The 23,648-nt window shown below is 66.5% G+C and carries 20 protein-coding genes; 7 read left to right on the top strand and 13 right to left on the bottom strand.

Translation table 11 applies throughout. The features are described from left to right. Positions 1-4: 4 nt before the first annotated feature. From AC3D24_RS11160 to AC3D24_RS11150, 3 genes are all read right to left on the bottom strand, one after another. Positions 5-418 (bottom strand): DUF2147 domain-containing protein, encoded by a 414-nt coding sequence (locus tag AC3D24_RS11160; protein ID WP_489030637.1) that lies wholly within the window; start codon positions 416-418, stop codon positions 5-7. 10 nt (positions 419-428) lie between these two features. Beyond that, a complete protein-coding gene (locus AC3D24_RS11155; protein WP_489030635.1) occupies positions 429-1,130 on the bottom strand; it encodes an AcvB/VirJ family lysyl-phosphatidylglycerol hydrolase in 702 nt (233 codons plus the stop codon). A gap of 218 nt (positions 1,131-1,348) precedes the next feature. Continuing rightward, entirely contained in the window at positions 1,349-1,636 is a 288-nt protein-coding gene (locus AC3D24_RS11150) for a chorismate mutase (protein WP_489030634.1), read from the bottom strand. 129 nt (positions 1,637-1,765) lie between these two features. On the opposite strand from AC3D24_RS11150, the gene AC3D24_RS11145 reads away from it, so the two are divergent. Continuing rightward, positions 1,766-2,794 (top strand): polyprenyl synthetase family protein, encoded by a 1,029-nt coding sequence (locus AC3D24_RS11145; protein WP_489030632.1) that lies wholly within the window; start codon positions 1,766-1,768, stop codon positions 2,792-2,794. A 149-nt stretch (positions 2,795-2,943) separates the two neighbouring features. On the opposite strand, the gene AC3D24_RS11140 is transcribed toward AC3D24_RS11145, so the two are convergent. The 3 genes from AC3D24_RS11140 to mutS form a co-directional block, all read right to left on the bottom strand. After that, positions 2,944-3,369: a glycine zipper 2TM domain-containing protein gene (locus AC3D24_RS11140; RefSeq protein ID WP_423326341.1), complete on the bottom strand. Its 426-nt coding sequence runs from the start codon at positions 3,367-3,369 to the stop codon at positions 2,944-2,946. Between the two features lie 64 nt (positions 3,370-3,433). Further along, positions 3,434-4,393 carry a cation diffusion facilitator family transporter gene (locus AC3D24_RS11135; RefSeq protein ID WP_489030629.1) on the bottom strand — a complete coding sequence of 320 codons (960 nt, stop codon included), beginning with the start codon at positions 4,391-4,393 and terminating at the stop codon, positions 3,434-3,436. A gap of 243 nt (positions 4,394-4,636) precedes the next feature. Then, on the bottom strand, positions 4,637-7,216 hold the full coding sequence (mutS, locus tag AC3D24_RS11130) for a DNA mismatch repair protein MutS (protein WP_489030627.1): 2,580 nt from the start codon (positions 7,214-7,216) through the stop codon (positions 4,637-4,639). A gap of 447 nt (positions 7,217-7,663) precedes the next feature. Between mutS and AC3D24_RS11125 the strand changes: the two genes are divergently transcribed. Next, complete coding sequence (locus AC3D24_RS11125; protein ID WP_060526371.1) at positions 7,664-9,919, top strand: NADP-dependent malic enzyme; 2,256 nt, start codon at positions 7,664-7,666, stop codon at positions 9,917-9,919. A gap of 156 nt (positions 9,920-10,075) precedes the next feature. Here AC3D24_RS11125 and AC3D24_RS11120 read toward each other — a convergent pair whose 3' ends face one another. After that, a complete protein-coding gene (locus AC3D24_RS11120) occupies positions 10,076-10,864 on the bottom strand; it encodes an SDR family NAD(P)-dependent oxidoreductase (RefSeq protein WP_056061017.1) in 789 nt (262 codons plus the stop codon). A 131-nt stretch (positions 10,865-10,995) separates the two neighbouring features. Here AC3D24_RS11120 and AC3D24_RS11115 point away from each other — a divergent pair, with 131 nt between their 5' ends. From AC3D24_RS11115 to AC3D24_RS11100, 4 genes are all read left to right on the top strand, one after another. Beyond that, positions 10,996-11,823, top strand: coding sequence for an SDR family NAD(P)-dependent oxidoreductase (locus tag AC3D24_RS11115; protein WP_489030624.1), 828 nt, complete (start codon positions 10,996-10,998; stop codon positions 11,821-11,823). After that, complete coding sequence (locus AC3D24_RS11110) at positions 11,820-13,253, top strand: MFS transporter (protein ID WP_489030622.1); 1,434 nt, start codon at positions 11,820-11,822, stop codon at positions 13,251-13,253. The genes AC3D24_RS11115 and AC3D24_RS11110 overlap by 4 nt, the downstream gene beginning before the upstream one ends. 239 nt (positions 13,254-13,492) lie before the next feature. Then, positions 13,493-15,370: a M1 family metallopeptidase gene (locus AC3D24_RS11105; RefSeq protein WP_489030621.1), complete on the top strand. Its 1,878-nt coding sequence runs from the start codon at positions 13,493-13,495 to the stop codon at positions 15,368-15,370. Positions 15,371-15,507: 137 nt separating this feature from the next. Beyond that, positions 15,508-16,128, top strand: a complete 621-nt coding sequence (locus tag AC3D24_RS11100) for a CHAP domain-containing protein (RefSeq protein WP_489030619.1) — start codon at positions 15,508-15,510, stop codon at positions 16,126-16,128. A 359-nt stretch (positions 16,129-16,487) separates the two neighbouring features. Here the strand turns inward: AC3D24_RS11100 and msrB are convergent, their stop codons facing one another. The 4 genes from msrB to AC3D24_RS11080 all read right to left on the bottom strand — a co-directional run bounded on the left by msrB (position 16,488) and on the right by AC3D24_RS11080 (position 20,649). After that, entirely contained in the window at positions 16,488-16,976 is a 489-nt protein-coding gene (gene msrB, locus AC3D24_RS11095; RefSeq protein WP_489030616.1) for a peptide-methionine (R)-S-oxide reductase MsrB, read from the bottom strand. 61 nt (positions 16,977-17,037) lie between these two features. Next, positions 17,038-18,276, bottom strand: a complete 1,239-nt coding sequence (locus tag AC3D24_RS11090; RefSeq protein WP_489030614.1) for a cytochrome P450 — start codon at positions 18,274-18,276, stop codon at positions 17,038-17,040. Between the two features lie 214 nt (positions 18,277-18,490). Further along, positions 18,491-19,726, bottom strand: a complete 1,236-nt coding sequence (locus AC3D24_RS11085; protein WP_489030612.1) for an ABC transporter permease — start codon at positions 19,724-19,726, stop codon at positions 18,491-18,493. After that, a complete protein-coding gene (locus tag AC3D24_RS11080; RefSeq protein WP_489030610.1) occupies positions 19,723-20,649 on the bottom strand; it encodes an ABC transporter ATP-binding protein in 927 nt (308 codons plus the stop codon). The genes AC3D24_RS11085 and AC3D24_RS11080 overlap by 4 nt, the downstream gene beginning before the upstream one ends. A 44-nt stretch (positions 20,650-20,693) precedes the next feature. Here AC3D24_RS11080 and queG point away from each other — a divergent pair, with 44 nt between their 5' ends. Then, positions 20,694-21,830 (top strand): tRNA epoxyqueuosine(34) reductase QueG, encoded by a 1,137-nt coding sequence (queG, locus tag AC3D24_RS11075; RefSeq protein ID WP_489030608.1) that lies wholly within the window; start codon positions 20,694-20,696, stop codon positions 21,828-21,830. A gap of 588 nt (positions 21,831-22,418) precedes the next feature. Here queG and AC3D24_RS11070 read toward each other — a convergent pair. Beyond that, the gene (locus tag AC3D24_RS11070; protein WP_489030606.1) at positions 22,419-22,790 is read right to left on the bottom strand and encodes a hypothetical protein; all 372 of its coding nucleotides are present in this window, start codon (positions 22,788-22,790) and stop codon (positions 22,419-22,421) included. Continuing rightward, positions 22,787-23,476, bottom strand: a complete 690-nt coding sequence (locus AC3D24_RS11065; RefSeq protein WP_489030604.1) for an EI24 domain-containing protein — start codon at positions 23,474-23,476, stop codon at positions 22,787-22,789. The genes AC3D24_RS11070 and AC3D24_RS11065 overlap by 4 nt, the downstream gene beginning before the upstream one ends. Positions 23,477-23,648: the final 172 nt, after the last annotated feature.

Below are 23,648 nucleotides of genomic sequence, written 5' to 3'. Positions count from 1 at the left end.
CGCGTCAACCGCGGTGCCAGATCTGCGTCTTGCAGAGGAATCCGCCGATCAGGCACCCCTTCACCGAGATCGTGTTCGCATCGACCAGCGCCAGCGTCGATCCGAAGGTCCGGCCCATGTCGGGCACGAAGATCTGGCCCGACCATTTGTTGCGACCACTCGGGCGATATTCGCGCAGCAACGCCGTGCCGATCAGCTTGGGCGTGCCGCCATCGCGCGCATCGGCTTGCGCCTCGTCGGTCGCGCGGACCACCCAGCCGCACAGCTTGTCGCCGCACGTACCCGTCTTAACGGCCACGCTGTTCTTCGGATTATGCCAGACGCCTTCCACCCGCGGGGCGGCGGCGGCGGCGGAGGCGGCGGTGGCGGGGGCGGAACCGGTCGCGGCCATCGCGAGCGCCATCAATGCGGGAATCATCGATTCATCCTTACTGCGCGAATACGAACCGCGAGACGGTAGCGTAGAGCGCATCGACGTCGCGGTGAAGCGGATGCCCCCCCGGCAGAGCCACGACCTGGGCATTGGGCTGCTTCAGCAGCGGACACAAGCTATCGGCTTCTTCCCTGCCCTGAATGCACAGCAGCGGCGCCCAGGTCAGCTGCCGCGCGGTTGGCATCGCGGCGATTGTCGGCGTCCAGTAATCGAAGATCTCATTGGGCGACGCACGGAACTGGACGGTATTCTCAGGCACGATCAGCACGACCTTGGTCACCTTCGCGCGCAGGCTCGGTGGCAGGTCGACCAGCCCGACATGGAGCATGTCCGCGCCGAACGACTGACCGATCAGCACGACTCGCTCGGTAGCGCCCAGACGCATGGCCCGCACTTCCGCGCGCGCAATCAACGCGGTGATCTCCGCCGGCGTCCTGGTCTTGCGCAGATAGGTGAGCGTGTTGACCCCGACGACCGACACGCCGTCGGCCGCCAGCCGCCGCATGACCGCGGGCGCCACGCCCGCGCGCAATCCCATGTCGCTGGACAAGAGGACTGCGGCGAACCGCTTGCGAGGCGCGGTCGCCGGCACATCGGTAAACAACGGTCCGCCGAAATAGCCGAGCCACGCCATCGCCCCGACCGCGCCGAGGACGATGACCGCGAATCCGACCAGAATGACACGAAAGCCCCTCATCGGCCGCCGATTGCGCCAGTCGTGATGATCGTCTGGTGGAGAGTGCGTGACGTTTTCGTCACGGACTGTCTCTGAAATCCGAGATCCTCCCCCGCCAGGGGGAGGTGGCGCCGAAGGCGACGGAGGGGGAGGGCCACGCAACAGCGGTCATCGCTTACCTCCCTCTCCGTCTGGCAAGGGCCAGCCACCTCCCCCTGGCGGGGGAGGATTAGAATGCCTCACCCTTGGTCGTGCGCCAATCGCTCGTGATGGCGGATCACCTCGTCGATGATGAAGCGCAGGAATTTCTCCGAAAACTCCGGATCGAGCTGCGCATCCGCCGCGAGTTGCCGCAGCCGCGCGATCTGGCGCTCTTCGCGACCTGGATCGGCGGGGGGCAGGCCGTGCGTCGCCTTGTGCCGACCGACCGCCTGCGTCACCTTGAAGCGTTCCGCGAGCATATGGATCAATGCCGCATCGATATTGTCGATGCTCTGGCGGTATCCGTTCAGCAGTTCGTCCGCCATCCACGCACCCTTTCGTTGGTTCGGAGCGCCTTTTGCGGGCGCGACGCGCGATGGGCAAGGGCCGGCAAGGGCCGGCAAGACCCGGCAAGGGTTGCTTTGCAGGGGCATAGGCGTCAGAGGCTCGGGCAGATGAGCGCCACCGTCCACCGCCTCGACACCCTGCGTCCCAATCCCGAGTCACAGCCCTCGCTGGACCCGATGGTCAAGCTCGTCTCGGGCGACATGGACCAGGTCAACGCAGTGATCCGCGGCCGGATGGAGTCCGAGATCCCGCTGATCCCAGAACTCGCCGGGCATCTGATCGCCGGCGGCGGCAAGCGGATGCGGCCGATGCTGACGCTCGCGAGCGCGCGGCTGATCGGATATACCGGCACGCAGCATCACCTGCTCGCCGCCGCAGTCGAGTTCATCCACACCGCGACGCTGCTCCATGACGATGTCGTCGACGGCTCCGACCTGCGCCGGGGCAAGCGCACCGCCAACATCATCTGGGGCAACCCGGCCAGCGTGCTGGTCGGCGATTTCCTGTTCAGCCGCAGCTTCGAATTGATGGTAGAGGCGGGCAGCCTCAAGGCGCTGAAGATCCTGTCCTCGACCAGTGCGGTCATCGCCGAGGGCGAGGTCAACCAGCTCACCGCCGCGCGGCGCGTCGATCTCGGCGAGGAGCGCTATCTCGACATCATCGGCGCGAAGACCGCCGCGCTGTTCGCGGCCGCCTGCCGGATTTCGGCGGTCGTCGCCGAGCGCCCCGAAGCGGAGGAAGCCGCGCTCGACGCCTATGGCCGCAACCTCGGCATCGCGTTCCAGCTGGTCGACGACGCGATCGATTACGTCTCGGACGCGGATACGATGGGCAAGGACGCGGGCGACGATTTCCGCGAGGGGAAGATGACGCTTCCCGTGATCCTGGCCTATGCGCGCGGCTCGGCCGAGGATCGCGCATTCTGGAAGGATGCGGTCGAAGGTCGCCGCGACAGCGACGCGGACCTGCAGCACGCGATCCGCCTGATCCGTTCGACCCGTGCGATCGACGACACCTTCGCAAGGGCCCGCCATTACGGCCAGCGCGCGATCGACTCGATCGGCGGCTTCCCCAACGGCGAGGCCAAGGACGCTATGGTCGAAGCCGTCGAGTTCGCGGTAGCACGCGCCTACTAGACACGTCCGTTCGCCCTGAGCAGAGTCGAAGGGTCTGACCAAGGCGCAGGTGCTTCGAGTTTGCTCCGCACGAACGGCCTATAGCGCAGACGCAAAAACGGCGACCGATCGCTCGGCCGCCGTTGTCATTTCCAAACCCGGTTAAAGGCTCAGCGGCACTTCACGTTGCCGCGGTCGACCGAGCGGCCGAGCAGTGCGCCGCCACCGGCACCCGCAAGCGTACCCAGCGTACCGCCGCCGATCAGGTTCGCCAGCGCGCCGCCGCCGAGTGCACCGATCACGAGACCGGTCGTGCCGTCGTTGCGCTTGCAATAGGCGCGGCCGTCATTGCCGCGATAGATGCGGTCGTTGCGACCCAGACGGCGCTCGCGGTAATTGCCGTTCTGGTAGCTGCGCGAGGGATCCCAGTTGCGCTGGTCACCACGCCAGTTGCGATCACCACGATCGTTGCGATCGCCGCGACGATCGTCACGGTCCCGACGATCGTCGTGACGCTGTGCAGTCGCTGCGGTCGGCAGCATCGCCGGCGCCGCGACGGCGACGGACATCAGCGCGGCGATAAGATGCTTTTTCATAAATTCACTCCTGATCTATGCGAAGGTAACCCGCACCGACCCGGAAAAGTTCAAACCGCCAAATTCAGACGGTCGTTGCGTCAGCCATCGAACAGTCATGGCCGTGGCCCGTCTCGACCTGCAACGTCGCGTGGCCGATCCCGAATGTGTCGTGCAGCATCGTCCGCGCATCGCTGAGGAATTGGTCGCCGGGGTGGCCGGCGGGCATCACGAGGTGCGCGGTGAGGACGGGTTCGGTGGTGCTCATCGGCCAGATGTGGAGATCGTGGATTTCGCTCACGCCGGGCAAGCCGCACAATGCGTCGTCGACATGGTCGAATTCGATACCGCGGGGGACGGCGGACAGCGACATCTCGACGGTTTCGCGCAACAGACCCCAGGTCTGCCAGAAGATCAGGATCGCGATGACGATGCTCACGGCCGGATCGATCCAGGTGAGGCCGGTGCGCCAGATCACGAGGCCGGCGATCACCACGCCCGCCGAGACCAGCGCGTCCGCGGCCATATGGAGATACGCGCCGCGGATGTTGACGTCGCCCTTGCGCCCGCGCGCGAACATCCACGCGGTGATCGCGTTGACGGCGATGCCGACGCCCGCGACCATCGATACGGTCAGGCCGGTGGTCGGGGCGGGATCGGAGAAGCGTTGCGACGCCTCCAGCACGATCGCGCCGAGTGCGACCAGCAACAGCAGCGCGTTGGTCAGCGCGGCGAGGATCGTCGAGCCCTTCAGCCCGTAGGTGAAGCGCTTGGTCGGTGCAGTGCGCGCGAGCATGGTCCCGCCCCAGGCGACGACGAGGCCGAGCACGTCGGACAAATTGTGCCCGGCATCGGCGAGCAACGCGACCGAATCGATCCGCAGGCCGACGATCGCCTCGACCGCGACGAACACGATGTTGAGGCCGATGCCGATCGCGAACGCGCGGTCGAACGACGCCGGGGCGTGGCTGTGGCCCCCGTGCGAGTGGCCTCCGCCGTGTGAGTGACCATGCGAATGGTCATGTCCGTGATGATGTCCGCCCAACGCTCGGCACTCCGCTAATCCGGCCGCCGCCTAGCATCGACGTATCGTGAGATACTAGGACGCGACGGAGCGAATTTCCCGCCACATTCGTCACCATAAACCCCGTCACCCCGGCGGAGGCCGGGGCCCACCGGCCCGCACACTCAATTCTCTCGAATGTGCGGACCAGTGGATGCCGGAACGAGGCTCTCCTGAGCGAAGCCGAAGGGTCCGGCATGACGGGGGCTGTACATCGTTGGAGGGCTAGCCCTCGTTCGCCAACGCCTTCAACCGGTACAGCGCCTCCAGCGCCTCCCGCGGGCTCATCGCGTCGATATCCAGCTTCGCCAGATCCTCGCGCAACACGTCGCACGCCACCTCCTCGACCTGCGCGGCTGCCGCGAACAACGGCAAGTCGTCGAGCCCCGCCGCAATACCGCCAGTCTTCGCGCGCCCGGCCTCTAGCTTCGCCAGCACCGCCTTCGCCCGAGCCACCGTTACCGGCGACATCCCCGCCAACCGCGCGACCGCCAGCCCGTAGCTCCGATCTGCCGGCCCATCGGCGAGTTCGTGGAGCAGCACCAGTTCGCCCTTCCACTCGCGCGCACGGACGTGGTGCAGCGACAGCGCCTCGCACCGCTCCGCCAGCCGCGTCAGCTCGTGATAATGCGTCGCGAACAGGCACCGGCAGCGATTATCCTCATGGATCGCCTCGACCACCGCCCAGGCGATCGCCAAGCCGTCATACGTCGAAGTACCCCGCCCGACCTCGTCGAGGATCACGAACGACCGCGGCGTCGCCTGCGCGAGGATCGCCGCCGTCTCGACCATCTCGACCATGAACGTCGACCGCCCACGCGCGAGGTTGTCCGACGCGCCGACGCGGCTGAACAGCCGGTCGACCAGACCCAGGGTGGCCTTGGTCGCGGGCACGTAGGACCCGGCCTGCGCGAGGACTGCGATCAGCGCGTTCTGGCGCAGGAACGTCGATTTGCCGCCCATGTTCGGGCCGGTGACGAGCCACAGCCGCGAACTTTCCGACAGATTGCAATCGTTGGCGACGAACCGATCGCCCGACTTCGCCACGGCCGCCTCAACCACCGGATGCCGGCCGCCCTCGATCTCGAAGCATGCGTGATCGACCAGCGAAGGCCGCGCCCAGGCGCCTTCCGCCGCGCGCTCCGCCAGCCCAGCCGCGACATCGAGCCGCGCGAGCGCATCCGCCGTCGCCGCGATCGCCTCGCGCCCCGCCAAAGCCTGCGCGGTCAGTTCCTCAAGATGCGCCGCCTCCGCCGCCAGCGCGTGCGCGCCGGCCTGCGACACCTTCGCCGCGACTTCGTGCAGGGCAGGGGTGTTGAACCGGACCACGCCCGCGAGCGTCTGGCGATGCGTGAAGCCGCTCTCGGGCTTCATCAACGGATCCGCGGCCCGCGCGGGGACCTCGACATGATAGCCCAGCACGCCGTTGTGGCGGATCTTCAGCGCGGTGACGCCGGTCGCGGTGCGGAACTCCGCCTCCAGCGCGGCGATCGCGCGCCGTCCGCCAGCGCCCGCATCGCGCAGGTCGTCGAGCGCGGCGTCATAGCCCGCCGCGATATAGCCGCCGTCCGACGCCTCGATCGGTGGCGACGGCACCAGCGCGCGCTTGAGCAGATCGATCAGCGCGCCGTGTCCGCGCAATCTCGGCGCGATGTCTCGGAGCAGCACCGGCGGATCGACGATCGCGTCCATCCGCTCGCCGAGGCTCCAGGCACCGTCGAGCCCGTCGCGCAACTGCCCCAGATCGCGCGGGCCGCCACGCCCCGCCGCCAGCCGCCCGAGCGCGCGGCCGATGTCCGGCAAGGCACGCAACGTCGAGCGCAACCGCTCGCGCGCCGCCTGGTCGTCATGGAATAGCCGCACCAGATCGAGCCGCGCATCGATCGCCGCCTTGTCCATCAACGGCGCGCCGAGATCTGCCCCCAGCAATCGCGCGCCGGCTCCCGTCACGGTCCGGTCGACCGCATTCAGCAGGCTCCCTTTCCGCACGCCGCCGGTGGTGCAGGTCAGTTCCAGGCTCTCGCGGGTGGCGGCGTCGATCGCCATCGTCTCCGCCGCGCGGCCGATCCGCGGGGGGCGGAGGAAGGGCATCGCGCCCTTCGCATTATGCTCGAGATACGCCACAAGCCCGCCCGCCGCGGCGAGCCCCGCGCTCCCGAACTGCCCGAACCCGTCGAGCGTCGCCACGCCGTACAGCCGCTTCAGCCGAGTCTCGCCCGCGCCACTGTCGAAATCGATTTTCGGCCGCAGCGTCGTCGCCGCCTCTTCGAAAGCGCTGGCCTCCGACGCGACAACTTCGGCCGCGCCAAGCCGCGCAAGTTCCGCCTCGACCGCATCCCCCGCAACCTCGACGATCTCGAACCGCCCTGTCGACACATCAGCCGCGGCAATGGCCACCGACCCGCCAGCCTCGCCGATCGCCACGCACCAATTGTCCGAGCGCGCGTCGAGCAGCGCCTCCTCGGTCAGCGTCCCCGCGGTCACGACCCGGACGATGGCGCGGGCGACGAGCGCCTTCGATCCGCCGCGCGCCTTGGCTTCCGCCGGGCTCTCGACCTGCTCGGCAATCGCGACGCGGTGGCCCGCCTTGATCAGGCGTTGCAGGTACACCGTCGCCGCATGCACCGGCACGCCGCACATCGGGATCGGCTTGCCCTCATGCTCGCCGCGCGCGGTCAGCGCGATGTCGAGCACCCCCGCCGCGATCCGCGCGTCCTCCATGAACAATTCGAAAAAATCGCCCATCCGGTAGAACAACAGGCAGTCCTGCGCCTCCGCCTTCAGGCCGAGATACTGTGTCATCATGGGGGTAGGGGCGGGGTGCGACATCACGAGGCGGTTAGCGAAAAGGCGCGCCCCATAAAACCCCTCTCCCCTCGGGGAGAGGGAGGGGCCCGCGCATAGCGTGGGAGGGTGAGGGGGAGTGAGGCTTGGGTACGCACCCCAACCACCCCTAATCCGGCGCAGGCGCGCCACCTTCTCCCCGAGGGGGAGAAGGAATTTGAGGGCACCACCCTGCACCAGCACCACCCCGCACCAGCACCACCCCGGCGAAGGCCGGGGCCCAATTGGGGGACGGTAATAACAGAGCGCGGTCCGTCGTTATTCCGGCCTTTCCAATTGGGCCCCGGCCTTCGCCGGGGTGGTGTGGTTTACGCGATGGTACCGGCATGGGCGAAGTGTCCGGGGTGACGAATGCCGACCACCTGCCTAGAAGGTCCTCCAAACCTAACGACCGTGCGAGGCCCGCCCATGTCCGACGAAACGCTCCAATTCTCCGAACGCGAAGCCTTGCTCTTCCATTCGGAAGGCCGTCCGGGGAAGATCGAGATCATCGCGTCGAAGCCGATGGCGACGCAGCGCGATCTCGCGCTCGCATACTCGCCCGGCGTCGCGGTGCCGGTGCAGGCGATCTACGACGATCCCGCCACCGTCTACGACTACACCGCGAAGGGGAACCTCGTCGCGGTGATCTCGAACGGCACCGCGATCCTCGGCATGGGCAATCTCGGGCCGCTCGCCAGCAAGCCGGTGATGGAAGGCAAGGCGGTGCTGTTCAAGCGCTTCGCCGACGTCGACGCGATCGATATCGAGCTGAAGACCGAGGACGTGAACCGCTTCATCGATGCGGTCGAGCTGATGGAGCCGACGTTCGGCGGCATCAACCTCGAGGATATCAAGGCGCCCGAATGCTTCATCATCGAGCAGGCGTTGCGCGAGCGGATGAACATCCCGGTGTTCCATGACGACCAGCACGGCACCGCAATCATCACCGCCGCCGGCCTGATCAACGCCTGCCTGCTCACCGGGCGCAAGCTGTCCGAGGTCAAGATCGTCGTCAACGGCGCGGGTGCCGCGGCGATCGCCTGCACCGAACTCGTCAAGGCGATGGGCGTGCGCGGCGACAACGTCATACTCTGTGATCGCAAGGGCGTGATCTATCAGGGCCGCGAGGGCGTCGACCAGTGGAAGTCGGCGCACGCCGCGATCACCGAAACGCGCACGCTGACCGAGGCGCTGGTCGGTGCCGACGTGTTCCTGGGGCTCTCGGCGGCAGGCTCGCTGACGCCCGAGATGGTCAAGGACATGGCGCCCGCGCCGATCATCTTCGCGATGGCCAACCCCGAGCCGGAGATCCGGCCCGAACTGGCGATGGCCGCGCGCCCCGACGCGATCGTCGCGACCGGGCGCTCGGATTATCCGAACCAGGTCAACAACGTGCTCGGCTTCCCGTTCATCTTCCGCGGCGCATTGGACGTCCGCGCGACCGGCATCAACGACGCGATGAAGATCGCGGCCGCCAACGCCATCGCCGAACTCGCCCGCGAACGCGTGCCGGAGGAAGTCGCGGCGGCGTACGGCGTCAGCCACAGCTTCGGCCCGGCGTACATCATCCCCGCGCCGTTCGATCCGCGGCTCATGGAAGTCGTCCCCGTCGCGGTCGCCAAGGCGGCGATGGCCTCGGGCGTCGCGACCAAGCCGATCCTCGATATCGAAGCGTATCGGCATTCGTTGCGGGCCCGCCTCAACCCGACGACGTCGGTGTTGTCGATGGCCTATGAAGGCGCCCGCGCGCATCCCAAGCGCGTGATCTTCGCGGAGGGCGAGGAAGAAGTCGTCCTCCGCGCCGCCATCGCGTTCAAGGAAGGCGGCTACGGCACGCCGGTCCTGGTCGGTCGCGACGATGTGCCCGACCGGCTGCGCGCTTTGGGAGTCACCGATCCCGAAAGCTTCGAACTCCACAACAGCCGTGTCTCGCCACTCGTGCCGCGGATGGTCGACTTCCTGTATTCGCGGCTCCAGCGTCGCGGCTACCTGCGCCGCGATTGCGAGCGGATGGTCAACCAGGACCGCAACATCTTCGGCGCTCTGCTGCTCCAGCTCGGCGAGGGCGACGCGATGATCACCGGGATCACGCGCACGTACGGCGAGACGATGCGCCAGATCTATCGCGTCATCGATCCGGCGGCGGGGAAGACGCCGTTCGGCATCCACCTGCTGGTCGGCCAGAGCCACACGGTGTTCATTGCCGATACCACGGTCAACGAGCGCCCGACTGCCGAGCAATTGGCCGACTTCGCCGAGCAGACCGCGGCGGTCGCGCGGCGGATGGGGCATGAACCCCGCGTGGCGTTCCTGAGCTATTCGAACTTCGGCAATCCGAAGGGGGAGTGGCTCGATAACATCCGCGATGCGGTGACGGTGCTCGACGGGCGGAAGGTCGGGTTCGAGTATGAGGGCGAGATGGCGCCGGATGTCGCGCTCAACCCGAAGCAGTTGGCGAACTATCCGTTTGCGCGGCTGTCGGGGCCGGCGAACGTGCTGATCATGCCGGGGCTTCAGTCCGCCCACATCTCGGCGAAACTGTTGCGGGAGCTGGGTGGGGACTCGGTGATCGGGCCAATGCTGATCGGGATGGAGAAGCCGGTCCAGGTTGCGCCGATGACGTCGACCGCGAGCGAGCTGGTTACGCTGGCCGTTCTCGCCGCTGGCGGCATCGCGCGGTAATTTCCCTCGCCCCTACGGGGAGAGGGAAGGGGCCCGCGGCGCTTGCCGTGGGAAGGGAGAGGGGCTTGAGGCTCGGGACGGTTTATCCCAACGCCCCTCTCCCTTCCGTCGCAAGCGCTCCTCCCTCCCTCTCCCCGGAGGGGCGAGGGAATTGGCTTACGCGTCGATCGACGTCCCCAGCGAAGCGTGCACCAGGCCGCCGTCCACCGTGATCGTCTCCCCGATCACATAATCTCCTGCGCGGCTGGCGAGGTAGATCGCCGCGCCCGCCATATCCTCGTCCACGCCGACGCGCTTCGCCGGGATCCCCTGCGCCACAGCGTCGCCGTGATCGCGCGCCGCCTTGTTCATGTCGCTGGCAAACGCCCCCGGTGCGATCGAGGTCACATTGATCGAATCCGTCACCAGCCGCGCCGCCATCCGCTTCGTCAGATAGATCAGTGCCGACTTCGACGCGTGATAGCTGTACGTCTCCCACGGGTTCAGCCGCTGGCCGTCGATCGACGTGATATTGATCACTTTCGCCGGCTTTGCGCGCGATCCCGAAGCCTTCAACGCCGCATGCAGCGCCTGCGTGAGGAAGAACGGCGACTTCACGTTCAGGTCCATGACCTTGTCCCAGCCGACCTCCGAAAACTCCTCGAACGGCACGCCCCACGCCGCGCCCGCGTTGTTCACGAGGATATCGAGCTTCGACTCATGCTCGGCGAATTGCGCGGCCAGCGCCTTGCATCCTGCCACGGTCGAGACGTCCTGCGGCAACGCGATGCAGTTCGGCCCGAGTTCCGCGGCGGCCGCCTCGCACACATCGGCCTTGCGCGACGAGATATACACCTTCGCCCCCTGCGCGATGAAGCCGGCGGCGATCATCTTGCCGATCCCGCGACTGCCGCCGGTGATCAGCGCGACGCGGCCGTCGAGCCGGAACAGGTTGGTCGTATCCATCACGCATCCTCCGAATGTTTGCCTGCTTGGTATCGCCGAGCGGCGCTCGCCGCAAACCCGTTTTTCGAACCAGCCGTCATTGACGAGTGCAAAGCCCGTACTATGCTCGCCAAAAGATCAGGAGAGAGCGTGTGAGGTTTTCAGGCAAGCGAGCCGTCGTGACCGGCGGCGCGTCCGGCATCGGCCGGGCGACCGCACTCCGACTCGCCGACGAAGGTGCCACCGTGCTGATCGGCGACATCGACGAGCCCGGCGGCCACGCGATCGCCGACGCGTCCGGCGGGCGGATCCTGTTCCAGCGTACCGACGTGCTGGAGGCCGGTGATATCGAGGCTCTGATGCAGACCGCCGACGATGCGGGCGGGCTCGACATCCTGTTCAACAACGCCGGCGCGGGCGGCTCGCGCGATCCGATCGGCGAGATTTCCCCGGAGGACTGGGACCGCACGCAGGCGCTGCTGCTGCGCTCGGTCGCGCTCGGCATCCGCTATGCCGCACCGCTGATGGCGAAACGCGGCGGCGGCGCGATCGTCAACACTTCGTCGGTGTCCGCGCTCGGCACCGGCTACGCGCCGACCGCCTATTCCACCGCCAAGGCGGGCGTGCTCCACCTCACCAAACAGGCCGCCGCAGATCTCGCGCAGCACAAAATCCGGGTTAATGCCGTCGTGCCCGGCTTCATCGTCACCAACATCTTCACGCGCATGCTCGAACTCGACGCGGCCAAGACGTCGCAGGCGGACGCGATGATCGCGCACATCGCCGCCGACGCGCAGCCGATCCGCCGCACCGGCACCGGCGACGACATCGCCGCCGCGGTCGCTTTCCTTGCCAGCGACGACGCGAGCTTCATCACCGGCACGCACATCCTGGTCGATGGCGGCATGACGATCGGCACGCGGCCGAGTTGGGACCCTGCGCAACCCTCGCTGTTCGCGCTGCTCGACAAACTGAAATGACCGCAACCGCCCGCCGCCTCTCGACCGGCACGATGGCGAGCTACGGCTTCGGCGCGGTCGCGTACGGGGTGAAGGACGCCGGGTTCGGCACGTTCCTGCTGCTGTTCTACAACCAGGTCGTCGGGCTGCCCTCCGCCACCGTCGGCCTCGTCATCATGATGGCGCTGCTGATCGACGCGTTCGTCGATCCCGCGGTGGGCTTCTTCTCCGATCGGACGCGGACCAGATGGGGCAGGCGGCATCCGTGGATGTACGCGTCTGCACTCCCCATCATGATCGGCTGGCTCCTGCTGTGGAACCCGCCCTCGGTCATGTCGGAGCCGCAGACGCTGATCTGGTTGTTCGCGGTGGCAGTGCTCGTTCGCAGCGCGGTGAGTTGCTACGAAGTGCCATCGGTCGCGCTGACCCCCGAACTCACCTCCGGCTATGACGAGCGCACGCGGATCATGGCGTATCGCTATCTGTTCGGCTGGGTCGGCGGGTTGCTGATGCTGTTGTCGGCGTACCAGTATTTCCTCGCGCCGACGGCGGCGTTCCCGAACGGCCTGCTCAACCGCGCCGGCTATAGCGGCTTCGCATTAGCAGGCGCGCTGTTCATCGGCGTAGCGATCCTCGTCTCCGCGCTCGGCACGCATCACGAGATCAAGCACCTCCCCAACCCGCCGATCGTCCGCCAGACTTTGCGCGAATCCTTCGCCGAACTCCGCCAGACCGTGAAGAACCGCGCGTTCGCGATCCTGATGGCGGCGGGCGTCTGCGCCTACACGATCCAGGGCATCAGCTACGCGATGTCGAACTACCTCTACACCTATGTGTGGGGCTTCAAGGGGCCGGTGTTCGTCTATTTGACGATCGCGCTGTTCTCGGGCGTGTTCCTCGCGTTCCTCGCCGCGCCCCGGCTCGGCAGGACGGGGAGCAAGCCCAAGGCGGCGATGGGCGCGGTGCTGCTCGGCGCGGCGCTCAACACGTCGCCGTACTGGCTGCGGATGCTCGGCGTGTTTCCCGAGGTCGGCGAGCCCACGCTACTGCCGATGCTGTTCGGCTTCTTCATCCTCGGCACCGCGTCGAACGTCACCGGGTTCATCCTCGGCGCGTCGATGATGGCCGACGTGGTCGAGGATTCGGAGGCGAAGACGGGCCGGCGGTCGGAAGGCGTGTTCTTCGCGGGCTCGTTCTTCGTCCAGAAATGCACGAGCGGGATCGGGATATTCTTCGCGGGGATGATCCTCGCGGTGGCGGGGTTCCCGGCCAAGGCTATGCCGGGGACGGTGCCGGTGGGCACGATCGACCGGCTGACGTTGATCTACGCCGGCCTCTACATCGTGCTGGCGTGCGTCTCGGCGTACTTCTTCTCGCGCTTCCCGTTCGGGCGGGTGGAGCATGAGGCCCGGTTGGCGCGACTGGCAACGGGCACAATTACCGAACGCTAACGAAAGCCTCACACGATCCTCCCCCGCAAGGGGGAGGTGGCTGGCTCTTGCCAGACGGAGGGGGCGGCATGCGAAACGTCCGTTCCGGGTCCTCCCCCTCCGTCACCTTCGGTGACACCTCCCCCTTGCGGGGGAGGATGCAAAACGGCGATCGTCCCGCCCTTCCAGCAACGGGACCCGCACGGTAGGACCAACGCTTGGCCGTCCCGATATCGAGGAACGGCGACATCGGAGTTCCCATGCGTATCCCCGCCCTAGCCACCGCCCTCGGTCTCGTCCTCGCATCCCCCGCCGTCGCGCAGACGGTCGCACCGGTCCTCACCACCCCCGATGCGCGTGATCCGCACAGCTACGCCCGCCCCGCCGAGGCCCGCGTCACGCACGTCGCGCTCGATCTTGCCGCCGACTTCGACACTCACGTCATTCGCGGGATCGCCACGCTCGACATCCTCGCGAAGCCGGGCGCGAAACTTGTGCTCGACGACAACGGCTTGAAGATCGTCAACATCACCGACGCCGCCGGCAAGCCGCTCCCCTACTCGGTCGGCGCGATCGACAAGATCCACGGCGCACCGCTGACCGTCACGCTCAACGGCGCCAAGAAAATCCGCATCGCCTACGCCTCGTCCCCCGATGCGAAGGCGCTGCAATGGCTCACGCCGGCGCAGACCGCGGGCAAGAAGCAGCCGTTCCTGTTCAGCCAGGGCGAGGCGATCCTCAACCGCAGCTGGATCCCGACGCAGGACTCGCCCGGCATCCGCCAGACCTGGGAAGCGAAGATTGCCGTTCCCAAGCAACTCACCGCGGTGATGAGCGGGCTCGCGACCGGCAAGCCCACCTGCGTCGCGGATCGCTGCACGTTCCAGTACAAGATGGACAAGCCCGTCGCGCCGTACCTGATCGCGCTCGCGGTCGGCGACATTGCGTTCAAGTCGACCGGGCCGCGCACCGGGATCTGGGCCGAACCCGCGACCCTGCCCAAGGCCGCGTACGAGTTCGGCGAGCTCGAGAAGTTCGTCGCCGCCGCGGAAGGGCTGTACGGCCCGTATCGCTGGGGCCGCTACGACGTGCTGGTCCTGCCGCCCTCGTTCCCGTTCGGCGGCATGGAGAACCCGACGCTCACCTTCGCCACGCCGACCGCGATCGCCGGCGACCGCAGCCTCGTCTCGCTGATCGCGCACGAACTCGCGCACAGCTGGTCGGGCAATCTCGTGACGAACGCGACGTGGGACGATTTCTGGCTCAACGAAGGCTTCACCAGCTATTTCGAGAACCGGATCATGGAGGCGCTCTACGGCAAGCGCCGCGCCGACATGGAGGCCGACCTCGCCTGGACCGACATGCTCGCCGCGGTGAAGGACGCCGGTGGCCCCGCGGCGAAGGACACGCAACTCCACCTCGATCTCGACGCCGCGCGCGATCCCGACGACGGCATGACGCAGATCGCCTACGACAAGGGCGCCGCCTTCCTCCGCACGATCGAGAAACAGGTCGGGCGCGCACGGTGGGACGCGTATCTTCGAAGCTATTTCGACCGCCACGCCTTCCAGCCGCAGACCAGCGCCGGCTTCCTCACCGACCTCAAGTCGAAGCTGCTGACCCCCGCCGAGGCGAAGACGATCGGCGTCGACACGTGGGTCTACAGCCCCGGTATTCCGGCGAACGCGGTGCACGTGACGTCCGCTGCTTTCCCCGCGGTCGATGCGGCGGCCAAGGCGTACGCAGCCGGCGGTCCGGTGTCCGCCGTTCCCGGCAAGGCGACCACGCAGGAGATCACGCGCTTCATCACGCAATTGCCGCGCAAACTCCCGGCCGAGCGGTTGAAGGCGCTCGATACCGCGTTCGGCTGGAACACCACCGGCAATGCCGAGATCCGCTTCGCCTGGCTGCAACTCGCGCTCGCCAATCACTATGCGCCCGCCGACGCGTCGGCCGAGCAGTTCCTGACCTCGCAGGGCAGGCGCAAATTCGTCGCGCCGCTGTTCCAGCAGATGATGGAATCGGGTGACTGGGGCCACAAGCTGGCGATGGACATCTACGGCAAGGCGCGGCCGGGCTATCATGCGGTCACGCAGGTCACCGTGGATCGCATAACCGGCTGGAAACTGATGAACTGAGCCAGCCTGGCTGACGCATTCGGGCGTTGGTCGGTGCGGTAACACGCTTCGTCGGATATGGTTCCGGCGCGTATTTCAATTAAATCGAACCTCCCGTAGCCAGAATGCGACAAGCGGGTTTTGGCCGGGGGGTCTCGATGAATTTCAAGGCGTTAGCAGCGCGTTTTGCGCTGGTGGTATCGTGCGGCCTGATGACGGCCACCCCTGCTGCGGCTCAGTTCTGGCAGTGCGTGACGTTCGCCCGCTCGGTTTCGGGGATCGAAATCCGCGGCAACGCCAACACCTGGTGGGGCCAGGCCGAGGGTCGCTACGAGCGTGGCCACACCCCGAAGGCCGGTTCGGTCCTCGCCTTCTCGCCGACCTCGCGGATGCGCGTCGGCCATGTCGCGATGGTCTCGAAGGTCGTCAGCGACCGCGAAGTCCTCCTCACGCATGCCAACTGGTCGCGCCCCGGTGCCATCGAGACCAACGTCCGCGCGATCGACGTCTCGGCTGCCGGCGACTGGAGCATGGTGAAGGTCTGGTACGGACCACAGGGCGACCTCGGCACCTCGGCCTATCCGACCAAGGGCTTCATCTACTCGGGCCATGCGCCTGCCGGCGATACGCTCGATGCGCCCGCGTCTTCGTTCCAGATGGCGAGCGCTACCCACACCGTCACCGCAACGCAGCGCGCCAATGCTGCTCAGCTGGCGACGATCCAGCATGGCCCGACCGATCCTCGTGGTATTTTCACGCTGGTGAACGAGGCGAACTGAGGTTTGTCCTTGCGGTGGGGTGCTTTTCGTATCCACGGCCTGGTTGATACTTCGGCAGTCTGATTTTCGCTGCTGACCGCGCCTGACAGTTCAGCGCCTCAAACCGTCCCTAACGGCACCCCCCCGGCGAAGGCCGGGGCCCAATTGGTGAGGTCGCAGTAACGGATCGCGGCCCTCGATCAGCGATGTTTCCCAATTGGACCCCGGCCTTCGCCGGGGGGGGGCAAAAACAGCACGCCGGGCATCTTACTTCCTGTTCTCCCGCGAAGGCGGGAGCCCAGTCTGGACCCCCGCCTTCGCGGGGGAACACGCTACCTGCTCAGTTCCGATACGCGCCGAACACGTTCAACTGAACGGCCTCAAACAGCCTTGAACGTCAACGCGTCGCCATTCATGCAATAGCGCTTCCCCGTAGGCTTGGGCCCATCGTCGAACACGTGCCCGAGATGCCCGCCACACCGTCGGCAATGCACCTCGGTCCGCGCCATCCCCATAGTCGAGTCCACCCGAGTCCGTACCGCGTTCGGCAGCGGCTGCCAGAAGCTCGGCCACCCCGTCCCGCTCTCGAACTTGGTCTTCGACGAGAAATTCGGCAGCGCACATCCGCCGCACGAGAAGATTCCCGCGCGATGCTCGCCGTTGAGCGGGCTCGAATAGGGCCGCTCGGTGCCCTCCTTGCGGAGCGTGTCATACGCATCCGGCGATAGCTTCTTGCGCCACTGCGCGTCGGTCAGGTTGACCTCGAACCGCTCGGCGGCCTGCGCGGGCTGCGAAGAGCATCCCCATAGCGCAAAGCCGGCGACGCCCGCCCCGGCAAGCGTGAGAAAAGCGCGGCGGTCCTGGGTCATGTTCGTCTCCATGGTTCGGATATAGGTACGTCCGAACCACCCGATAAGGTTACGCCCAGCTTCAGTATTTGCTGATTTCCACCGGCAGCGTGCGATAGCCGTGGACGAAGCATGCGGCGACTCGCGTCGGCTCGGCCAGCACGTTGATCCGCATGCGGCGCTTGGCCATCTCCTCGAGCAGGATAGCGATCTGCATCTCGGCCAGCCGTGCCCCCACACAGCGGTGGATACCGTGCCCGAACGCCAGATGCCGCCGCGCGTTTGGCCGATGCACCACGATGTCGTCCGCATCGTCGCCGAACACGCTCTCGTCCCGGTTCGCCGAGATGTACCAGAGCGCCAGCTTGTCGCCGGCCTTGATCTGCTGCCCCATCAACTCCGCGTCGGCGGTCGCCGTCCGCCGCATGTGCGCGAGCGGCGTCTGCCAGCGGAGGATCTCGCTCACCGCATTGGGGATCAACCCCGGATCCGCCTCCAGCTTCGCGCGCGACTCCGGAAACTTGTCGAGGCCGTAGGCGAGCGCCGACATCGAATTGCGCGTCGTGTCGTTGCCGCCAACGATCAGCAGGATGAGGTTTCCGATGAACTCGTTGTGATCCATGTGGCTCATCGCGTCCGAATGGATCATCATCGAGATCAGGTCGGGCGTCGGATCCTTGTCGATCTTCGCGTCCCACAGGCCTTTGAAATAGGACCCGCATTCGAACATGTGGACGAGGCGTTGCTGACGCAGCTCCTCGCTTTTCACCAGTTCGATATCGCCTGCCCAATCCGACCAGAAGGTCAGTTTCCGCCGGTCCGCCCAGGGAAAATCGAACAGGATCGCGAGCATCTGCGTGGTCAGCTCGATCGCGACCGTATCGACCCAGTCGAACGGCGTGTTCCACGGCAGGCTGTCGAGCATCGCGGCAGTCCTCTGCCGGATATCGCCCGACATCCGGGTCATCTCGCTCGGGGTAAAGGCGGGTGCGACGGTGCGGCGCTGGCCGGTATGCACGGGCCGGTCGCGCGCGATGAACATCGGCATGCGGACGTCGCGCTCGGCAACGAAATCGGCGATCGTGATCCCGCCGGCTTCGGAGGAATAGAGATCGGGGAGGGACTCGACCTCGACGATCCCCTTGTAGGAGGACACCGACCAATAGGGTCCGTAGTCGGAATGCTCGATGTAATGGACAGGGGCTTCGGCGCGAAGCTGTGCAAATGGCGCTTGCCACACATCGTCACGGTACAACTCTGCGCGGCTGACGTCGAGCGGATCGACCGCGTGTTGCGCCACATCTCTCACCAGAGTCGCCATCGTCTCTCTCCCGTGTTTTGCCATAGGAAAGGCTTTGCTGACACTTATGTCAATAGAGTGGCGTGGGTTGTGATCGAATGATCCTCCCCCGTCAGGGGGAAGTGGCGCCGAAGGCGACGGAGGGGGAGGACACGGGGCAGAGGTTATTCCTTACCTCCCCCCCCGTCTGGCAAACGCCAGCCACCTCCCCCTGGCGGGGGAGGATTGCAGAAACCTACGCCGTCGCCTTGGCCTTCCGTCGCCAGAACGGCCGCGCGCTCCCCGATTGCAGCACGCCGCGCCGGAACAGCCGCGCGCCAACCGTGATGAAGATCGTCACCCACAACGCCTGCCACGCCAGCGCCGCAACGTGCGGCCAAAGCTCCGGCGAGTTCGCCGCCCGCCCGGCCATCGCGAATGGCGACGACAACGGAAACAACTCCGCCACCGTCGCGATCCAGCTTCCGGGACGCGAGGCCGCCGCAGACGACAGCCCGAACATCGCGACCTGCAGGATCGTGATCGGCAGCGACAACATCTGGATCTCGCGCATCGTCGTTGCCTGCGCGCCAACGCCCAGGAACACCGAGCCGAGGAGGAGGTACGCCATACTGAAATATGCCGCAAATAGGAGGGCGAACATCGGCGCGCCGACCGCGGGCGTCAGGTCGCCCAGCGCGACCGCGGCGGCAGCCGGCATCAGCGACGTGATCTGCGTGACGACGGTGCCCCAGAACGCGACGAACAGCACGGCCACGCCGAACATCCCGATCAGCTTGCCGAAGAACACCGACTCCAGCGGGACTGCGGCGGCGAGGACCTCGATCACCTTGTTGTTGCGCTCCTCGGCCATCGTTCCGACGACCTGCCCCGACAGGAACAGCGTCAGGAAGAAGATCCCGAACACCGCGAAGAACGCCGACTGATGCTGGCCGCCGACCGAGGTGGTCGAGCGCGTCACCTGTGTCTTGGTCGCGGCGATCGTCGGCAGCGTACCGCCAAGCTTCTGCGCGGCGAGCGTCGTCTGTGCGAGCAAGCCGAGGTAATCCGCCGAGCGCCGCCCGCGCGGCCCGTACAGGATCTGCGGCGCGTCGAGCGAGCCGTAGATTACTGCGGACGCATCGATATCCTTGGTCTCGAACGCTGCACGTGCCTGCGCCGCCGGATCGGCCAGCGGTGCGACGGTGGTGAGCGCCGGCGGTGCCTCGTCCTCGCGGAACATGCCGCGCAACCGCGTGTCTGCCTCGGCGATCGGCCGCGTGATCGCGGCGGGGACGATCGCGATGATCCGCGTCTTGTCCTGCGCGCCGCCGCTGACGCTCGCCGCGCCCATGCCGCCGATCGCGCCGAACGATCCCATGATGACCGGCGCGAACAGGAACAGCAGGAATATCGGCGTGAACACCGTGGCGATGAAGTCGCGCCGCGCGATCGTGAAGGTCTGGCGGAGGGTGCGACGGAAACGGCTCATGCCGCCTGCTCCTGCGCGACGTCGCCATGCTGGCCGACGATCCGGACGAACGCCTCGTGCAACCCGGGCCGCTCGATCGACAGCCCCGAAATCCCGTATCCCGCGTCGATCAGTCTCACGAGCAAGCTCTCTATCCCCTCGTTCGGCAGCTCGAACCGCCAGCTGTCCCCGTCCGCTACCGCATCCGTCGGCAGCACGCCGCGGATCGCGGGATCAGGCCGATGCGGCGTATAATGCACTCGCTGCGGCAGGATTCCGCGCGCATCCGCCACCGTCCCCTCGAACCGCCGCTTGCCGCCGGCGATGATCGCGAGGCGGTCGCACAGGCGTTCGGCATGGCTCATGATATGAGTCGAGAACAGGATCGTCGCGCCGCGATCGCGCTCGTTGAGGATCAGCTTCTCGAGCCGCTCCTGGTTGACCGGATCGAGCCCCGAAAATGGCTCGTCGAGCACCAGCAGGTCGGGCTGGTGCACCACCGAGCCGAGCAACTGCACCAATTGCGCCATGCCCTTCGACAGTTTCCGGATCTTCTCGTCGACCGCATGGCCAAGGCCGGCGGCTTCCATCAACACCACCGCCCGCTCGCGCCCGGTCTTCCAATCGAGCCCACGCAACGCCCCCAGAAACGCAATCGCCTCGCGCGCCTTCATCGCTGGATACAGCCCGCGCTCCTCGGGGAGATAGCCGACCCGGTCGCTTGCATCGCGCGGATTGTCGTAGCCGAGCAGTGTGCGCGAACCCTCGTCGGGTTCGATGATCCCGAGCAGCATGCGCAGCGTCGTCGTCTTGCCCGCGCCGTTGGGCCCGAGCACGCCGTACACCGAGCCGCGCGGCACCATCATGTCCACCCCGTCGACCACGCGCCGATCGCCGAACCGCTTCACGATCCCGCTCGCGGTGACCGCCCATTCATCGTTCACGCGCAATCTTCCTACCGAGGGTGACGTCGTGGTAGCGGGCGTACGTGGCGCAAGACAAGCTGGAACACCGACTTAAGGCCAAAGCGGCCGAATTGGGTTTTGCCGCCTGCGGGATCGCGCACGCCGATGCTGCGCCGCGTGCCGGCGAACGCCTCCACCAGTGGCTGGCCGACGGGCGTCACGGCGACATGATCTGGATGGAGGAGCGCAAGCACCATCGCGAAAGCCCCGCCGGCCTATGGCCCGAGGTCCGCAGCGTGATCGCGCTCGGCATGAGCTATGCGCCGAAGGACGATCCGTTGCGCTTGGCGGACGAGGGCGGGGTGGGGCGAATCTCGGTCTACGCGCAGGGGCCGGACTATCACGATGTCGTGAAGCGGCAGTTGAAGGCGCTCGGGCGGTGGCTGGCGGCGGAGGCGGGGCGCGACCTGCCGCCGTTCGATCTGAAAGTGTTCGTGGATACCGCGCCGGTGATGGAAAAGCCGCTCGCCGAAGCCGCCGGGCTTGGCTGGCAGGGCAAGCACACCAATCTCGTCAGTCGCGAGCATGGCAGCTGGTTGTTCCTCGGCGCGATCTACACGACGCTGGACCTAGAGCCGGACCGCGGCGGCGTCGACACCTGCGGCAGTTGCGACGCATGCCAGACCGCGTGCCCGACCGCAGCGTTTCCCCGGCCATACCAGCTCGATGCCCGCCGCTGTATCTCCTACCTGACGATCGAACATGCCGGCCCGATCCCGCACGAATTCCGCGCCGCGATCGGCAACCGCATCTACGGCTGCGACGACTGCTTGGCCGTGTGCCCCTGGAACAAGTTCGCTGCCGCCGCCAACGCGAACCTGGCCTTCCACCCTCGAGCCGAACTGGTGGCCCCCGAACTCGCGGACATTCTCGCGCTCGACGACGCCAGCTTCCGCACGGTGTTCGCCGGCTCCCCGATCAAGCGCATCGGCCGCACCAAGATAATCCGCAACGCCCTGATCGCGGCGGGCAACAGCGGCGATCGGGCGCTAGTCGCCGCGGTCGCCGCGTTGCTCGACGACCCCGCCCCCTCGATCCGAGGCGCGGCGATATGGTCACTGGCCCGGCTCGACGACCTACGCTGTCAGACCGAACGCACTCGCCATCTACCCCAGGAAGCTGACGACTCCGTCATCGCCGAATGGACCTGCGCGGCGTAGACGCGTCACGATCAAGCGACGTCCGACTTGGGAGGACAGCGGACGTTAGTCCCCCACACTACTTCACGGGAATGGTGGATCAGGTCAAGGAGCAGGAGTCGGGATACTCCACGGATTGAAGCGATCCAATGACCTTGCAGGGTCATCAAGATATACAACGACTTGCAGCCGAAGGCTTTTCTCCTTGATTCCGAACATATCTGTTTCCGAAACTCTCAATCCTTTGAGAGTTCTCCGCGCTACAGATACATCGCCGAATTGATCCGAAAACGATCGATCTCTACGGCAACTTGCTGGCTTTCCCGATTTATCAACGGCGCAATCTAAAACAATGCGAAACATCTTCGTAGCTTTTGCCGGAAGAAGCGCGTCCAACTGTCGACGAATCGGTTGCCCGGCGAGGGTTATCCGGTTCCGCAGGTCTTTCCCATCCGTGACGAACGTGTTGAAAGACGATTCGCTAACTCGTGATTGTGCTTGGGCTTCCGCTGCAAGGGACAACCCGACGCAACCAACAAGTGCGGTTTTCCATGTCATTTGCTCACGATAGCACTACCGCCAATGTCTGCAATTGGGCGAAACCAGCCGCTACCGTCCCCCCTCGCGCCTGGTCAGCGCAGCCACGCAACTGGCGCGGTCGATCGTGCTGCCGTCGGGTTCGCGGGCGTCGAGATAGGTGACGCGGGGGGCGTCCGAACCCTTGGGATACAGATACGCGTCGAGCACGCAGATGCCGCTCTGGAACTGGAGCTTTCGCGCACTGCCTTCGCGCACGTCGGCATCGGGCTGGCCGAACAGCTTGGTCAGACCGGCGGCGTCCTGGCCCAGTACGCGCTCGAGTCCGACGCTCGTATAGGGGATGGCGGCCCGCCCGACCGCAGGCTTGGCGACCGGTACCGCGCAACCGGCCAGTCCGCCGCCGAGCGCCAGCGCGATTCCTATCGTCGTCAATCGCGTCATGATCGGCCTTTGCGAGAATATCGGGTGTGGAAATAATGCGTCGCCATCGCCGCCCCCAGCACGGGCGCGGCGATGTTGAGGATCGGAACCACGAACAGCCCGGTGTTCGCAAGCCCCAGCACGAACCGTCCCGGCCGTGTCGTCGCACGCCAGCCCCGCATCGCCGCCGCGTCCATGTGCCGCGCCGCCACCATGTCGCCCAGATCGCGCCCGAGCAGCCAGCCGTTGACGATGAAGAACGCCGCGGCGGTGCCGACGCCGGTGACGAGCAGCGCTATGTAGACGGGCAGCACCAGCAGGTTCACGAGGACCACGCGGGCGGCCGAGCGCAGGCCCATGGCGAGGCTGCGTGCGAACGGGACGGGGCGGGCGGTCTTCAGCGCATCGGGATAATGCCGCGCCTCGACCGCTTCGACGACCTCGTCCGCGAAGATCCCGACCACCGCGATCGCGACCGCGCGGAAGAGCAGCCACAGCGCCAGGATCGTGACGAACAGTGCGAATGCCGCGGCGAGTCCGTTCGCCTCCCAGCCAAGCCACGCGGCCAGCGCAGCCTGCGTTCCCCACCATGTGCCGACGCCGAGGATTGCAAAGACGAGCAGGGTGACGAGCATAGACTTTACGAACACGCGCAGGATCGGCGGATCGGTAAGTTGGCCGAGCGAGAGGAGGAGGGCACGGATCATTCGGGAGGGATGACGCGAGGGCAGCGGAAGGTCAACGAAGCTCCGCCACGTTGGGTAGATACGCGCACCCCGTTCCCTCGCGGACGCTGGGGCCCAGCTGCCGAGATCCTGTCCCCCCGCGTTCGCGAGGGACAAAGAAGGATACCGCCGTAACCGCAGTAACCGCCGTAAC

It is taken from the genome of Sphingomonas sp. SL1004 (genome assembly GCF_057815015.1).
The sequence above is the reverse complement of the archived record's forward strand: the minus strand, read 5'-3'. Positions and strand labels throughout refer to the sequence as shown.

Bases quoted from the DNA above. Each gene is read 5' to 3' on its own strand.
- AC3D24_RS11140 (WP_423326341.1), bottom strand. From the start codon at position 3,369: ATGAAAAAGCATCTTATCGCCGCGCTGATGTCCGTCGCCGTCGCGGCG.
- AC3D24_RS11065 (WP_489030604.1), bottom strand. From the start codon at position 23,476: ATGATCCGTGCCCTCCTCCTCTCGCTCGGCCAACTTACCGATCCGCCG.
- mutS (WP_489030627.1), bottom strand. From the start codon at position 7,216: ATGATGACACAGTATCTCGGCCTGAAGGCGGAGGCGCAGGACTGCCTG.
- AC3D24_RS11155 (WP_489030635.1), bottom strand. From the start codon at position 1,130: ATGAGGGGCTTTCGTGTCATTCTGGTCGGATTCGCGGTCATCGTCCTC.
- AC3D24_RS11110 (WP_489030622.1), top strand. From the start codon at position 11,820: ATGACCGCAACCGCCCGCCGCCTCTCGACCGGCACGATGGCGAGCTAC.
- AC3D24_RS11150 (WP_489030634.1), bottom strand. From the start codon at position 1,636: ATGGCGGACGAACTGCTGAACGGATACCGCCAGAGCATCGACAATATC.
- AC3D24_RS11160 (WP_489030637.1), bottom strand. From the start codon at position 418: ATGATTCCCGCATTGATGGCGCTCGCGATGGCCGCGACCGGTTCCGCC.
- AC3D24_RS11125 (WP_060526371.1), top strand. From the start codon at position 7,664: ATGTCCGACGAAACGCTCCAATTCTCCGAACGCGAAGCCTTGCTCTTC.
- AC3D24_RS11070 (WP_489030606.1), bottom strand. From the start codon at position 22,790: ATGACGCGATTGACGACGATAGGAATCGCGCTGGCGCTCGGCGGCGGA.
- AC3D24_RS11120 (WP_056061017.1), bottom strand. From the start codon at position 10,864: ATGGATACGACCAACCTGTTCCGGCTCGACGGCCGCGTCGCGCTGATC.
- AC3D24_RS11100 (WP_489030619.1), top strand. From the start codon at position 15,508: ATGAATTTCAAGGCGTTAGCAGCGCGTTTTGCGCTGGTGGTATCGTGC.
- AC3D24_RS11145 (WP_489030632.1), top strand. From the start codon at position 1,766: ATGAGCGCCACCGTCCACCGCCTCGACACCCTGCGTCCCAATCCCGAG.
- AC3D24_RS11085 (WP_489030612.1), bottom strand. From the start codon at position 19,726: ATGAGCCGTTTCCGTCGCACCCTCCGCCAGACCTTCACGATCGCGCGG.
- AC3D24_RS11090 (WP_489030614.1), bottom strand. From the start codon at position 18,276: ATGGCGACTCTGGTGAGAGATGTGGCGCAACACGCGGTCGATCCGCTC.
- AC3D24_RS11105 (WP_489030621.1), top strand. From the start codon at position 13,493: ATGCGTATCCCCGCCCTAGCCACCGCCCTCGGTCTCGTCCTCGCATCC.
- msrB (WP_489030616.1), bottom strand. From the start codon at position 16,976: ATGACCCAGGACCGCCGCGCTTTTCTCACGCTTGCCGGGGCGGGCGTC.